The organism is Geodermatophilus sp. SYSU D01119 (genome assembly GCF_054049975.1).
Map to the genome: position 1 here is coordinate 57,962 of NZ_JBJGYL010000018.1, position 13,262 is coordinate 71,223.

Sequence of the window (13,262 nt, forward strand, 5' to 3'; positions counted from 1 at the left end):
GCCCGCCGGGGTGGGAGACTGTCCGGCGGGCCACGCCGTGGTCCGCGCCCGCGCAGCGGCGGGCGCACGGTGCAGCCCGGACCCGGTCCGCGGCGCGATGTCGCGGGGAGGCCGGCGGTGCCACCAGCAGCCGCGACGGACACGCTCGACGCGGCTCCCGGCGCGTCCGGGCAGCCGGCGGGGCGCCGGCCCGCACGGCGGTGGCCCTGGCGGACGGCGCTGGCCGCAGCGGGCGGGGTCGCGCTGCTGTTCGCCTTCCCCGGCTGGTCGCTGACCGGGCTGGCCGTGCTGGGCCCCGCCGCCCTGGCCCTGGCCGTCCACGGGCAGCGGGCCCGCGCCGGCGCGTGGCTGGGCCTGGTGTCCGGCCTGGCGTTCTTCGTGCCCCTGCTGTCGTGGAGCGGCACCTACGTCGGGGCGTTCCCCTGGCTGGCGCTGGCGGTCTCCCAGGCGCTGTTCCTCGCCGCGCTCGGCGCGGCCACCGCGGCGGTCTCGCGCTCCCGGCTGTGGCCGCTGTGGACCGCGGCGCTGTGGGTGCTCGACGAGGCGCTGCGCGGCCGGCTGCCCCTGGGCGGCTTCCCGTGGGGACGGCTGGGGTTCAGCCAGACCGACGGGCCGTTCCTGTCCCTGGCCGCCTACGGCGGGGTGCCGCTGGTCGGCTTCGCCGTCGCCCTCACCGGGGCGCTGCTGGCCGCCGCCGTCCTGGCGCTCGCGCGGGCGTGGCGGGCGGCCGGCGGGGACCCGGCCGGGCGGGCGCCTGCGGTGCGGGCCGCGGCCGCGCTGGTCGCCGGCGTGCTCGCCGTCCCCCTGGTGGGTGCGGTGGCGTGGTTGCCGCTGCCGGGGCGCTCGCTCACCGACGGCGGGCCGACCGTGACCGTCGCCGTCGTGCAGGGCGACGTCCCCGAGGCGGGCCTGGAGTTCAACGCCCGCCGCCGGGCGGTCCTGGACAACCACGTGCAGCAGACGATGGACCTCGCCACCCGGGTGGCGGCCGGCGACGAGGCGCAGCCGGACCTGGTGGTGTGGCCGGAGAACAGCTCCGACATCGACCCCTACACCAACGACGACGCCGCCCGGGCGATCAGCCGGGCCGCCGGGGCGGTCGGCGCGCCGATCCTGGTCGGCGCCGTCGTCGAGGGCCCGGGGGAGTACCTGAGCAACACCGGCATCGTCTGGGAGCCCGAGGACGGGCCTGGTGACACCTACGTCAAGCGCCACCCGGTGCCGCTGGCCGAGTACGTCCCGGCGCGCGCGTTCTTCCGGTTCTTCAGCGACAAGGTCGACCTGGTCCGCCGGGACTTCACCAAGGGCACCGAGGTCGGCGTCCTCGACATGGGCGGCGCCCGGGTGGGCGACGTCATCTGCTTCGAGGTGGTCTACGACTCCCTGGTGGCCGACACCGTCGACGCCGGTGCCGAGCTGCTCGTGGTGCAGACCAACAACGCCACCTTCGGCTACACCGACGAGAGCGCCCAGCAGGTGGCCGCCGCCCAGGTGCGCGCGGTCGAGTTCGGCCGGTCGGTGGCGCTCGCCTCCACCAGCGGCATCTCCGCCGTCATCGCGCCCGACGGCTCGCTGGTGCGCTCCTCGCAGCTGTTCACCTCCGCGGTGTTCGTCGAGGAGATCGCCCGCCGCGACGGCGCCACCCTGGCCCAGCGGCTGGGCGCCGCCCCCGAGTGGGCCCTGAGCGCCCTGGGCGCCGGCGCGGTGCTCGCCGTCGCCGTCCCGGCCCTGCGCGCCCGCCGGAGCCGGCGGTGAGCGCGGGGCAGCGGGTCCTCGTCGTCATCCCCACCTACGACGAGGTGGAGAACCTCGAGCCGATCCTCGACCGGCTGCACGCCGCCGTCCCCGACGCGCACGCCCTGGTGGTCGACGACGGCTCCCCGGACGGCACCGGCGAGCTGGCCGAGAAGATCGCCGCGCAGGACCCGCGGGTGCACGTGCTGCGGCGCACGGAGAAGTCGGGCCTGGGCCCGGCCTACGTGGCCGGGTTCCGCTGGGGCCGCGCGCACGGCTACGACGTGCTGGTGGAGATGGACGCCGACGGCTCGCACCACCCCGAGCAGCTGCCGCTGCTGCTGGCGCGGCTGGCGGACGCCGACCTGGTGCTCGGGTCGCGGTGGGTGCCCGGCGGGCGGGTGGAGGACTGGCCGCGGCGTCGGCTGCTGCTGTCCCGCCTGGGCAACCGCTACACCCGCTGGGCGCTGCGCCTGCCCCTGGCCGACGCCACCGGCGGGTTCCGCGCCGTCCGCGGGGAGCTGGTGGACCGGCTGCCCTTCGACGAGGTGGCCAGCCAGGGCTACTGCTTCCAGGTCGACTGGGCGTGGCGGGCGGTCCGCGCCGGCGCCCGGGTGGCCGAGGTGCCGATCACCTTCAGCGAACGCGAGTTCGGCAGGAGCAAGATGACCGCCTCGATCGTTGAAGAGGCGTTGGTGCGGGTCACGTGGTGGGGCCTGCAGGACCGGCTGGCCGACCGCCTGCCGGGCCGGGTCCCCCGCGCCGTGCCAGGACGGGTCCGCGACGGCGGGCGGTCCAGCGAGGTCCGGTAGGCGGACCCGGGCCGCCCGCGAGGCCGGACCGAGGAGAGCCGTGGGACGGGCTGTGGGACGGGCTGTGGGACGACGCGTACGGGTGCTGGCGGGGCTGTGGGCCCTCGCCGAGGTCGCCGTCTTCGTGCTGATCGCCAGCTGGATCGGGGTGGGCGCCACCGTGCTCGCGGCGCTGGCCACCACCGTGCTGGGCTGGGCGCTGCTGGCGCGCCAGGGCACCCGCGCGCTGGAGGCGCTGCGCGAGCGGGCCGTGGCGCACCGGCCGCCGGGGCGTGCCGCCTCCGACGCGGGCCTGGTCGCCGTCGGCGGCGGGCTGATGGTGCTGCCGGGGTTCCTGTCCGACGTCGTCGGGCTGCTGTGCCTGCTGCCGCCCACCCGCCCGCTGGTGCGCGCCGCCGTGGGCCGCGGGCTGGCCGCCCGGCTGGGGCTGTCGGCCGCCGGCCCCGTGCGGGTGCGCAGCACCCGGGTGCCCGGCGCGTCCGGTGCGACCGCCTCGGGGGCCCGGGTGCGGGTGATCGAGGGCGAGGTGGCCGGCGACGTGGTCGACGCCGGCCACCGGCCCTGAGGCCGCGGGCCCGCCGGCCGCCACCGGCCCGGGACGCGGAACGGCCCCGGTGGGGAGTCCCACCGGGGCCGTTCCGCTGCGTGCTGGGGTCAGCTGGCGCGGGTCCGCCGGCCGCGCAGTACCTCGAGACGCTCGGCCAGGACCTCCTCGAGGTCCTCGACGGAGCGGCGCTCCAGGAGCATGTCCCAGTGCGTCCGCGGCGGCTTGACCTTCTTGGGAGCCGGCTCCGCGCCGCCGACCAGCTTGGCCGCCGAGCCGTCGAACTTGCACTCCCAGGTGTCGGGCACCTCGGCGTCGTCCGCGAACGGCACGGTGAACTGGTGACCCGAGGGGCACTTGTACTCGACGTACTGCCGCTCGATCGGCGCGGTGTTCCGCTCGGTCTCGTAGCTCACGCTGCCCAGTCGGCTGCCGCGCAGGGAACGCTCGCCCATGGCACACCGTCCTCTCGTGCTGGTGGTGTCGGTCAGGACTCCTCGCTGCAGGGGGTACCCACTGCAGGAGGGAGTCAAGGAGACCAACGGCGGATTTCGCGGAGAGATTCCGCTGAGTCGGTTCCCCATCATCGCATGGAGTGGTATCGGGGCACCCACCGCCCCTCCGAGGGGTGAGCGAGGGCACCCCGCCGGGGGATCAGGGCAGGGCGAGCTGCCCCGGCCCGGCCGCCCCGGGGCCCAGCAGACCCAGCACGTGGTGCCGGCGGCACAGCACCTGGTAGTGCACCTCCGGCTCCGACGCCGACGCCTCCGGGGCCGGGGTGGGCGCGGTGTCGGCGACGACGACGGTGGCGCCCTCGCGCACCATCTGCCCGTCGACGACGCGGGCGTTGAGCAGCCCCGGCGCGCCGCACCAGCACAGCACCTCGACCTGGATCCGCTGCACGTCGTCGGCCACCTCGAGCAGCCGCTGGGTGCCGGGGAACAGCCGGGCGCGGAAGTCGGTGGTCAGGCCGAAGGCGTAGACGTCGACGTGCGAGGCGTCGACGAGCTCGGCGAGCTGGTCGACCTGCCCCGGGGTGAGGAACTGCGCCTCGTCGACGATCAGGTAGTCCACCCGGGTGCCGTCGGCCCACCGGCTGCGCACCAGCAGCAGCAGGTCGGTCCCGGCGTCCACCTCGACCGCCTCGCGCGCCAGCCCGACGCGGGAGGTGATCCGCGGCCGGGCCGAGCGGTCGCCCTGGGTGAGCAGCAGCCCCGAGCGGCCCTGCCGGCTCTGGTTGTGGTCGACCTGCAGCGCCAGCGTGGACTTGCCGCAGTCCATCGGGCCGTGGAAGAAGCGCAGGTGCGCCGGGGCCGGGGCGCGGCGCCGGTTCCCGGCCGCGGGCACCACCGCCGGCGACACCGCCGGCGACACCGCCGGCGACGCCTCCGGGTCGCTCACAGCCGCTCCGGCGGGGTGTTGCCGGCCGCGACCACCGCCCGCCGCACGGGCAGGCGCAGCAGCAGCAGGAACCCGGCGACGAAGAACACGACCAGGCTGATGATCGCGTACCGGTAGGAGCCGGTGAGCTGGTAGGTCAGGCCGAAGGCCAGCGGCCCGAGCCAGCTGGTCCCGCGGTCGCTGATCTCGTAGAAGCTGTAGTACTCCGCCTCCCGGCCGGCCGGGATGAGGTGGCTGAACAGCGACCGGGACAGCGCCTGGGTGCCGCCCTGCACCAGCCCGATGACGGCGGCCAGCGCGTAGAACTGCGCCACCGCGCCCTCCTGCAGCCAGTAGGCCGCCACGAGCACCGCCGTCCATGCCACCAGGCAGCCGAGCACGGTGCGCTTGGCTCCGTAGCGGGCGGCCACCCGGCCCAGGCCCAGCGCCCCGAAGACGGCGACCACCTGGACCATGAGGATCGCCCCGGTGAGCACCGACTGCGACAACCCCAGCTCCTCGCTGGCGTACGTGGCCGACAGCGAGATGACGGTCTGCACGCCGTCGTTGAACAGCAGGTACGCGCCGAGGAACCACAGCGTCAGCGGGAACGCCCGCATCCCCTTGAGCGTCGCCCACAGCTGCCGGAAGCCGCTGCTGCCGACGCCGCCGTGCGCCGCGACCGGCGGCCGGTCGCGCAGCAGCGTGACCGTGACGAGGGTGAACAGGCCCCACCACAGGCCCGCCGTCGCCAGGCAGATGCGCACCGCCTCGCCCTCGGTGAGCCCGAGCGACCCCGCCCCGAGGAACAGCCCGAGGTGGACGGCGAGCAGCAGCGCGCCGCCGACGTAGCCGAACGCCCACCCGCGGCTGGAGACGGCGTCGCGCTCGTCGGGCCCGGCGAGGTCGGGCAGCCACGAGTAGTACACGACGGTGGCCGCGCCGAAGGCGACGTTGGCGACGACGAACAGCGCCGCGCCCAGCAGGTACCGGCCGTCGGCGACGAAGAACAGGCAGGTGGCGGCCAGCGCGCCGAGCAGCGCGAGCGCGCCGAGCAGCTGCCGCTTGCGCCCGCTGCGGTCGGCGACGGCGCCGGTGAGCGGCAGCACCACGACCTGCAGGACGACGGAGAACGACAGCACGTAGGAGAACCAGCTGCCCGGCGGGATGGACAGGCCGAGGAACGGCAGCCGGCCGTCGGCGCCGGCGGCCTGCTCGGCCACGCCGGTCAGGTAGGGCCCGAGGAAGACCGTGGTGACGCTGGTGTTGAACACCGACATCGCCCAGTCGTAGGAGTACCAGCCGAAGCGCTCGCGGCGCAGCGCGCGGTCGGCGGGGCCGGGAGCGGCCTGGAGGTCGGGCGCGGTCACGGCCGCAGGGTGCCAGCCGCGGGACGGCACTTCCAGCACCGGCCCGTCACGGGATGTCCTCGGGCACCACGCCGCCCGGGAAGGCCGCCCTCCCCGTCGTGGGCCGGGTCGGGTCCGGGCGCAGCGGCCGGCTCGCCGCGCGCAGCGGCACCAGGCCGCGGGTGATCGCCGCGGCGATGCGCATCCGCGCCCGGTTGGCGTCGCCCACGCGGCCCACCTCGAGGTCCTCCATGAAGACCGGCGGGCCGACGTGCACCCGCAGCACCGGCCGCCGCACCAGCGACCGGGCCAGCGTGCGCAGCTTCCCCCAGTCGTTGCCGTACTGCAGCACCTCCTGGGCGCCCCACTGGCTCACCGGCAGGACGGGCACACGCACCCCGAGGGCCAGCCGGGCCATGCCGGTGCGCCCGCGCTCGGGCCAGCCGTCGGGGTCGAGACCCACCCGGCCCTCGGGATAGGCGACGACGTGCCCGCCGTGCACCAGCGCCACCTCGGTGACCCGGGCCGCGTGCCGGGCGTCCTCGGTGCCGCGGTCGACGCGGATGCCGCCGGCGCGCTCGAGCAGCGGCCCGGCGACCGGCGCGGAGATGATCCCGCCGGTGGCCATGATCCGCGGGACGACGCCGAGGCGGTGCAGGGCGACGGCGATCAGGAACGGGTCGAAGTCGCCGACGTGGTTGGCCGCGAGCAGCAGGGGCCCGCGGCGCAGCTCCTCGGGGATCCCCCCGGTGACCTCCACCCGCCCGAACAGGTCGACCAGCCACGAGAACCGCCGCAGCAGGAACAGCCAGAACCACCACGGCGGCGCCGCGGCGATCGCCAGCTCGCGGGCGAACCACTCGGGGTCGCCGTCGCGCAGGATGCCCTCGAGGTGGTCGGGCAGCGGCGGGGGAGCCGGCCGCCACTGCCGCCACTGCCGCCACCCCGCCGGCGGCCGCTCGCGCGAGCCGCTCACCGGCCCACCCACTGCCCCCGCGCCTCCAGCAGCTCCTTCAGCATCGCCGGGCGGTCGGTCATGATGCCGTCGACGCCGAGGTCGAGCATCGCCGTGGCCTCCTCGACCGTGTCGACGGTCCACACGTGCACCTGCAGGCCGCGGGCGTGCGCGGCGGCGACGAACCGCTCGTCCACCAGCGCCCGCCCGCCCAACTGCAGCGGCACCTGCGCGCAGCCGGCCTGCATCCGGACCAGCCCGGCCGCGCGCGGCGAGTACGACGACAGGCGCAGCGCGGCCACCCCGCGCGGACCCAGTGACGTGCACACCGTCGGGCCGAGCAGCCGGCGGGCGGCCGCCACCCGGGCGTCGGAGAACGAGCCGAGGCAGACCCGGTCGAGCACGTCCATGCGGCGCAGCACCCGCACCAGCGGCGCCAGGACCCCGGCGGCCTTGATGTCCAGGTTGAACCGGACGTCGGGCCAGGCGCCGAGCAGCTCCTCCAGCCGCAGGATCGGCTCCCGGCCGCCGATGCGGGCCTCGCCGACCTCCGCCCACGGCAGCTGCTCGACGCGGCCCGAGCGGTCGGTGACCCGGTCGAGCGCGGGGTCGTGGAAGACGACCGGCACGCCGTCGGAGGTCACCCGCACGTCGGTCTCCAGGTACCGGTAGCCCATCGCCACGCAGGCCGCGAAGGCCGGCATGGTGTTCTCCAGGTGCTCGATCGCGCCACCCCGGTGGGCCATCGCCAGGGGGGTCGGCCCCTCGAGGAAGGCGAACCGGGCGGGAGGCACGGGCGACACGCTAGTGCGGGCCCCCGACACGCCGACCGGCCCCATCACGAGGTGCCTCCCGGGCGTGTCACGCCGGACTGTCGGTGGGGCCGTCTAGCGTCGCGGCCGTGGCAGAGCAGCAGGTCCGCGGCGCCGCCGCGGGAACGGTCGGGAAGGCGGTCAGGACGTCGGCGGAGCGGGACACCGGCGAGCAGGGGAGCGGCACCGAGCGCCGGTGCGGCTGGTGCCGGCGGGTGCTCCCGCAGGCCGGGTCCGTCGGCCGGCCGCGCCTGTACTGCGGGCAGGCGTGCCGGCAGCGTGCCTACGAGCAACGGTCGGCGACGGCCAAGGCCGGCCTGTCCGACGACGTGGTGCTCGTCAAGCGCGCCGAGCTCGACGGCCTGCAGGACCGGCTGTTCCAGCTGCGCTGCGCCCTCGAGGACGTGCAGACGCTCCTGGGCGAGCGGCACACCAAGGCCGAACTCGAGCAGTCGCTGGCCGACGTGGTGCGCTCGACGGGGCGGCTCGACCGGCTCTGGGTCACCGAGCGCGCCGGCTGACGCGTGCGCCGGGCCCGGTCGCCGTACCGGGTCCCGGCGTCCGGCTCGTACTGTCCGGCCCCGGGACGGGACGTCAGTCCGGGTCCTGCGTGTCGTCGTCCTGGTCCTCGGGCGCGCCCGGGTCCGGGTTGCTGTTGTCCGGCAGGTTGTCCTGCGACTCCTCCGAGGGGTCGTCGCCGCTGGTGTTCTCGCTGTCGTCGGTGGTGCCGTCGTTCTGGGTGTCGCCGGCCGCGTTGCAGGCCGTGAGCGTGGCGCCGCCTCCGAACAGCGCCAGCGCGGTCATGAGTGCTGCGATCGGACGTCGGAGTTCCATGCGTCGACCCTAGGCAGGCAGCGGGCGGGCCGCCCGTCGAAGCACCGACATCACCGTCCTTGCGTCACAGTGACGGAAGGACGGTGATGTCGCGGGACCCGGGGAGGGGCTGGTGGACGGCGGCAGGAGCGGGATGTCGCCGTCGAGATGATCACCGGGCGGTGCGGGGGCCGTCGGACGGGGCCGCAGTGAGCGGTCGGCACGCGAGCCGGCGACCGGCCCGGGTCGGGAGTGAGGTGGCCGGGGTGCCGACCGGGCGCCCAGGAGCTCAGGAGTCGGTCGGCCGACGGCCGGCCGCCGGGCGCACCGGACCGGCGGCCGCGGCGCGGTGTCCGGAGTCCGGGTCGGCACCTCGACCGGCGGGACCCGGACCGGGCCCGACGGCGGCGCCCGGCCGCAGCGACCCGACGTCGACGGGAGGGCGTGCACCGGGCTGGCCCGGTCGTCGGTGGTCGGTCCTCGGGTGTCGACCCGAGGGGCCCGGTGGCGAGCCGGATCAGCCCCCCCTCGGAGCCTGTGCCCTTCACGCCGATAATGCACATTATGTCAACTAGTCCGGAGGGGACCCGCTCCCCACACCCCTGACCGCACCGTCATGCCCGCACCCGGACCCGCGGGTCGACCGCCGCTGCGGCGACGTCGGCCAGTGCGTTGGCCACGATGACCGCCGCGATCACGACCGTCGTCAGGCCGACGAGCATCGCCCGGTCCCGTCCCTGGATCGCCACGAGGATCGCACCGCCGACCCCCGGCATGCCGAACACACCCTCGACGACGATCAGCCCGACGAACAGCTGCCCCAGATTCGCCGCCACGTAGGTCACCACCGGCGTCAGCGCCGGCCGCAGCGCGTGCACGCCGACCACCCGCCACGGAGGCAGGCCGCGGCCCCGGGCGGCCAGCACGAACGGCGAGCGCAGCGTCTCCCCCACCTCGACCCGCGAGATGAGTGCGACGTACCCGGTCGACAGCGCCGCCAGGGCGAGCACGGGCAGCAGGTAGGCCGCCGGGTCGCCGGTGCGCCCGTTCACCGGCGCCCACCCGAGCTCGGAGACGAAGACGAACCGCAGCAGGTAGGCGGCCACCACGACCGGGGTGCCCACGAGCAGCGTCGCGACGGCGTACACACCCGTGCCGGTCCACCGCCCGCCCGTGGCCAGCGCGCCGGCCACCACACCGACGACGAGCTGCACCAGCACCGCACCGCCCAGCAGGACCGCGCTGACCGGTGCGGTGACCGCGACGACGTCCAGCACGGCCGGGCCGGGCACCACCGCGTCGCCGCGCAGGCTCGGCAGGCCACGCCCCCAGTCGCCGCTGAGCAGGTCGCGCAGGTACCGCCCGTACTGGACGGCCACGGGCTCGTCGAGGGAGTAGTCGCTGCGGATGCGGGCGTAGAGCTCGGGCGGCGGCGGGCGGAAGCCGAACAGTGCGCGCACCGGGTCCCCCGGCAGTTGCGTCACGGCGACGAAGACGAGGGTCACCGCCGCCCAGAGGCTGACCAGTGCCTGCCCGGACCGGCGGACGGCGAAGGCGAGCACGCCGCCCATCGTGGCAGGACGGTGATCACCACGGTCGACGGCGCCGCTCCGCCTCGGGCAGACTCCGCGCGTGCCGCCGTCCCTGCCGTCCGCGGACACCCCGACCGGTCGGCGCCGGTGGAACGCCCCGCTGGTGGTGGCCACGCTGCTGCTCACCGTGTTCGCGGCGATGGCGCTGGCGCCGGCGGCCCTCGCCCCGGCCGACCCCCGGTCCTGCGACCTGGCCGACTCGCTCGTCCCGCCGTCGTGGGCGCACCCCCTGGGCTTCGACCTCTTCGGCTGCGACCTGGCCGCGAAGGTGGTGTACGGCGCCCGGACGTCGCTGCTGCTGGTGGTGGCCGTCGTGGCGATCGCCGGGCCGGCCGCGCTGCTGCTCGGCACGCTGGCGGCCTACGCCGGCGGCTGGGTGGACGCGCTGGTCACCCGGGTCACCGACGTCTGGTCGGGCATCCCGCTGGTCCTGGGCGGGGTCATCCTGCTCAGCGCCACCGACCGACGCGGCGTCGCGCAGGTGGTCGTCGTCCTGGCCGCGTTCAGCTGGCCGCCCATGGTGCGGATCGTGCGGGCGAGCACCCGCCAGGTGCTGGCGCTCGACCACGTGACGGCGGCCCGCGCCCTCGGCGCCGGCCCCGTGCGGCTGCTGTGGCGGCACGTGCTGCCGTCCGCGGTGCGGCCGCTGCTCGTGTTCACCAGCGCCTACGCGGGCTTCCTCGTGTCCGCCGAGGCGATCCTGACCTTCGCCGGCGTCGGCCTGCAGCGGCCCACCGACTCCTGGGGCATCCTGCTCGAGCAGGGCGGCGAGGCGGCGTCGCGGGCGCCGCACGCACTGGTGGCGCCGAGCGTCGTGCTGGTCGTGGCCGTGGCCGCCTTCGTCCTCCTCGGCGAGGGCCTGCGCGCCACCGGCCGCGACGACGGGCGCCGATGAGTCCCGGCCGCCGGGCCGGTCAGCAGTGAGCCGCGTCGAACCCCGGAGGTCCCCGTGCCGAGCACCGTCCAGCCGATCCTGGCCACCCGCGACGTCGCGCGCCTGGTGCGCTTCTACGCGGGCGTCGCGGGCGCCGTCCCGACCGTGCGGGTGCCCGACGACGGTCCCGTCTTCTACCAGGGACTGCGGATCGGCGACTCCGACCTCGGCATCGTCGCCGACGACGGCGTCGCACCCGGCTCCCCCGGCCGCGTACTGGTGAGCATCGAGGTGGACGACGTCGACGTCGCCCTCCCCCGGGTCGGAGAGCTGGGCGGCGCGGTGGCCGGCCCGCCGGCCGACATGCCCTGGGGTCAGCGGGTGGCCCACGTCCAGGACCCGGACGGCAACGCGGTGAACCTGACCCGTACCCGGTAACTGCTCTCGACCGCGGGAGCCGGTCACGGCGCTGGCCCCAGATTCGTTGGGGATAACGGACACAGGAGGTCACGTGCGGCGGCGGCTCCGGGCCACCCGGGGTCAGTTCGTACCGTGCCCGCCACGCTGGATGAAGGCCGCCACGCCGTCGAGGTAGCAGCCCAGCGCGAAGGCGAACTCGGGGCCGAAGTCGTCGTAGCCCTCCGGCACCTCCTCCGGCCCGCCGGCCGGGCCGAAGGCGCCCGACGCCATCACCCGACTCAGGGACGGGTAGCGGGCCGGGTCGACCACCGAGGCCAGCGAGCGCGCGAAGCCCTCGCCGAAGGCGTCGGGGTCGGCGGCGTACCCGGCGGAGAGGTCCATCGACAGCCGGGCCTGCCCGTGCACGACGGGCATGAGCCCGAGGACGACGAGCACCTCGTCCTCCTCGGCCAGGCCGGAGCCCTCCAGCGCGCCGAGCGCCCGGTCGAACCACTCGAGGTTGCGCGGGCCGATGGGCGGCCCGACCAGCGGGATCTCGCGGTACCAGGGGTGGGCGCGGAACACGCCGAGGACGGCGAACGCCCAGGAGCTCAGCCGCTCCCGCCACGTCGCGCCGGCGAGCTCCGGCGGCGACCCCAGGGCGGCGTCGCCCATCAGCTGCAGCAGGTCGTCCTTGCTGTCGACGTGCCGGTAGAGCGACATGGGGGCGCTGCCGAGCTCGGCGGCCACCCGGGCCATGGAGACGGCGGCGAGCCCGTCGGCGTCCGCCACGCGGATCGCCGCCGCGGTGATCGCGTCGATGCTCAGCGCCGAGCCGCGGCGGGCGGGTGGGCGGCGTCCCCACAGCAGGGCGACCTGCCGGGGCAGGCCGGGCCCGTCGGGCTGCTCCATGTCCTCCCCTCCCCCGCGGGGCGCCCAGCGTATCCGGGCCCTTGTCACCACCTCAGCGTAGGCCATACGCTGGGACGCGTACGCCATACGCAATCAGCGTCTCATCCCTGGGAGGCAGCCGTGATCGTCGAGGCCACCGGCCTGCGCAAGTCCTTCGGACCCACCCTCGTGCTCGACGGGGTGCACCTCGCGGCCGCCGAGGGCGAGGTCCTCGCCCTCCTCGGGCCGAACGGCGCGGGCAAGACCACCACCGTCCGCATCCTCACCACGCTGCTGCGGCCCGACGCCGGCACCGTGCGGATCGCCGGGCACGACGTCGTCCGCGAGCCGGCACGGGCACGGGCGCAGCTCAGCCTCACCGGCCAGGCCGTGGCCGTCGACGAGCGGCAGACCGGCCGGGAGAACCTGGTGATGCTCGGCCGGCTGGCCCACCTCGGCCGCCGCGAGGCCCGTCGCCGCGCGGATGGCCTGCTCGGCACGTTCGGCCTGGACGACGCAGCCGACCGCTTCGTCGCCACGTACTCCGGAGGGATGCGCCGCCGGCTCGACCTCGCGATGAGCCTCGTGAGCCGGCCGAGGGTGCTGTTCCTCGACGAGCCCACGACCGGGCTCGACCCGGCCAGCCGGGCGACCATGTGGGCCGCGATCGGGGACCTGGTCGCCGCGGGGACGACGGTCGTGCTCACCACGCAGTACCTGGAGGAGGCCGACCGGCTCGCCTCCACGGTCGTGCTGGTCGACGGCGGCCGGGTCGCGGCGTCCGGCACGCCCGACCAGCTCAAGGCGCTCGTCGGCGGGGACCGGCTCGAGGTGCGTCTCGCCGACCCGGCGGGCCTCCCGCGCGCGGCCGCCGTGCTGCCCGGCGCCGTCGTCGACCCCGCTCGCGGGCTGCTCACCCTCCCCTCCGACGGCGGGGCGGCTCACCTGCACGCCGTGCTCGACCGGCTGCGGGACGCCGGCCTGGCGGCCGAACGGGTGGCCGCGGCCCGGCCGACGCTCGACGACGTCTTCCTGTCCCTGACCGGCTCGCCCGCCACAGCGCCGGCTCCCTCGCCGGACCGCGTCCCCGTCCCTGCCTGATCGCGT

The 13,262-nt window shown here is 76.1% G+C and carries 15 protein-coding genes; 7 read left to right on the forward strand and 8 right to left on the reverse strand.

Translation table 11 applies throughout. The annotated features are described in order from the left end of the window. Positions 1-117: 117 nt before the first annotated feature. The 3 genes from lnt (at position 118) to ACI79X_RS14900 (ending at position 3,111) form a co-directional block, all read left to right on the forward strand. Positions 118-1,755, forward strand: coding sequence for an apolipoprotein N-acyltransferase (lnt, locus tag ACI79X_RS14890; protein ID WP_457026189.1), 1,638 nt, complete (start codon positions 118-120; stop codon positions 1,753-1,755). Further along, positions 1,752-2,546: a polyprenol monophosphomannose synthase gene (locus tag ACI79X_RS14895; RefSeq protein ID WP_457026190.1), complete on the forward strand. Its 795-nt coding sequence runs from the start codon at positions 1,752-1,754 to the stop codon at positions 2,544-2,546. Before lnt ends, ACI79X_RS14895 begins: the two co-directional genes overlap by 4 nt. A 64-nt stretch (positions 2,547-2,610) precedes the next feature. Continuing rightward, on the forward strand, positions 2,611-3,111 hold the full coding sequence (locus tag ACI79X_RS14900; protein ID WP_457026191.1) for an FxsA family protein: 501 nt from the start codon (positions 2,611-2,613) through the stop codon (positions 3,109-3,111). A gap of 89 nt (positions 3,112-3,200) precedes the next feature. Here ACI79X_RS14900 and ACI79X_RS14905 read toward each other — a convergent pair whose 3' ends face one another. The 5 genes from ACI79X_RS14905 to ACI79X_RS14925 all read right to left on the reverse strand — a co-directional run bounded on the left by ACI79X_RS14905 (position 3,201) and on the right by ACI79X_RS14925 (position 7,568). Next, positions 3,201-3,545, reverse strand: coding sequence for an RNA polymerase-binding protein RbpA (locus ACI79X_RS14905; protein ID WP_456873244.1), 345 nt, complete (start codon positions 3,543-3,545; stop codon positions 3,201-3,203). Positions 3,546-3,744: 199 nt separating this feature from the next. After that, positions 3,745-4,491 carry a thymidine kinase gene (locus tag ACI79X_RS14910; RefSeq protein WP_457026192.1) on the reverse strand — a complete coding sequence of 249 codons (747 nt, stop codon included), beginning with the start codon at positions 4,489-4,491 and terminating at the stop codon, positions 3,745-3,747. Continuing rightward, positions 4,488-5,840, reverse strand: a complete 1,353-nt coding sequence (locus ACI79X_RS14915; protein WP_457026193.1) for an MFS transporter — start codon at positions 5,838-5,840, stop codon at positions 4,488-4,490. Before ACI79X_RS14915 ends, ACI79X_RS14910 begins: the two co-directional genes overlap by 4 nt. A 46-nt stretch (positions 5,841-5,886) precedes the next feature. Continuing rightward, positions 5,887-6,795, reverse strand: coding sequence for a lysophospholipid acyltransferase family protein (locus tag ACI79X_RS14920; protein ID WP_457026194.1), 909 nt, complete (start codon positions 6,793-6,795; stop codon positions 5,887-5,889). Next, entirely contained in the window at positions 6,792-7,568 is a 777-nt protein-coding gene (locus tag ACI79X_RS14925; protein ID WP_457026195.1) for a glycerophosphodiester phosphodiesterase, read from the reverse strand. The genes ACI79X_RS14920 and ACI79X_RS14925 overlap by 4 nt, the downstream gene beginning before the upstream one ends. Before the next feature lie 107 nt (positions 7,569-7,675). Between ACI79X_RS14925 and ACI79X_RS14930 the strand changes: the two genes are divergently transcribed. Then, positions 7,676-8,107 (forward strand): hypothetical protein, encoded by a 432-nt coding sequence (locus ACI79X_RS14930; RefSeq protein ID WP_457026196.1) that lies wholly within the window; start codon positions 7,676-7,678, stop codon positions 8,105-8,107. A 73-nt stretch (positions 8,108-8,180) separates the two neighbouring features. Here the strand turns inward: ACI79X_RS14930 and ACI79X_RS14935 are convergent, their stop codons facing one another. Beyond that, entirely contained in the window at positions 8,181-8,420 is a 240-nt protein-coding gene (locus ACI79X_RS14935; RefSeq protein WP_457026197.1) for a hypothetical protein, read from the reverse strand. 593 nt (positions 8,421-9,013) lie between these two features. Then, positions 9,014-9,961 carry an ABC transporter permease gene (locus ACI79X_RS14940; protein ID WP_457026198.1) on the reverse strand — a complete coding sequence of 316 codons (948 nt, stop codon included), beginning with the start codon at positions 9,959-9,961 and terminating at the stop codon, positions 9,014-9,016. 70 nt (positions 9,962-10,031) lie between these two features. Here ACI79X_RS14940 and ACI79X_RS14945 point away from each other — a divergent pair, with 70 nt between their 5' ends. Then, positions 10,032-10,886, forward strand: a complete 855-nt coding sequence (locus ACI79X_RS14945) for an ABC transporter permease (RefSeq protein WP_457026199.1) — start codon at positions 10,032-10,034, stop codon at positions 10,884-10,886. Between the two features lie 54 nt (positions 10,887-10,940). After that, positions 10,941-11,303, forward strand: a complete 363-nt coding sequence (locus ACI79X_RS14950) for a VOC family protein (RefSeq protein WP_457026200.1) — start codon at positions 10,941-10,943, stop codon at positions 11,301-11,303. A 102-nt stretch (positions 11,304-11,405) separates the two neighbouring features. Here ACI79X_RS14950 and ACI79X_RS14955 read toward each other — a convergent pair whose 3' ends face one another. After that, complete coding sequence (locus ACI79X_RS14955; RefSeq protein WP_457026201.1) at positions 11,406-12,176, reverse strand: TetR/AcrR family transcriptional regulator; 771 nt, start codon at positions 12,174-12,176, stop codon at positions 11,406-11,408. Positions 12,177-12,296: 120 nt separating this feature from the next. On the opposite strand from ACI79X_RS14955, the gene ACI79X_RS14960 reads away from it, so the two are divergent. Further along, positions 12,297-13,256, forward strand: coding sequence for an ATP-binding cassette domain-containing protein (locus ACI79X_RS14960; RefSeq protein WP_457026202.1), 960 nt, complete (start codon positions 12,297-12,299; stop codon positions 13,254-13,256). Positions 13,257-13,262 lie beyond the last annotated feature (6 nt).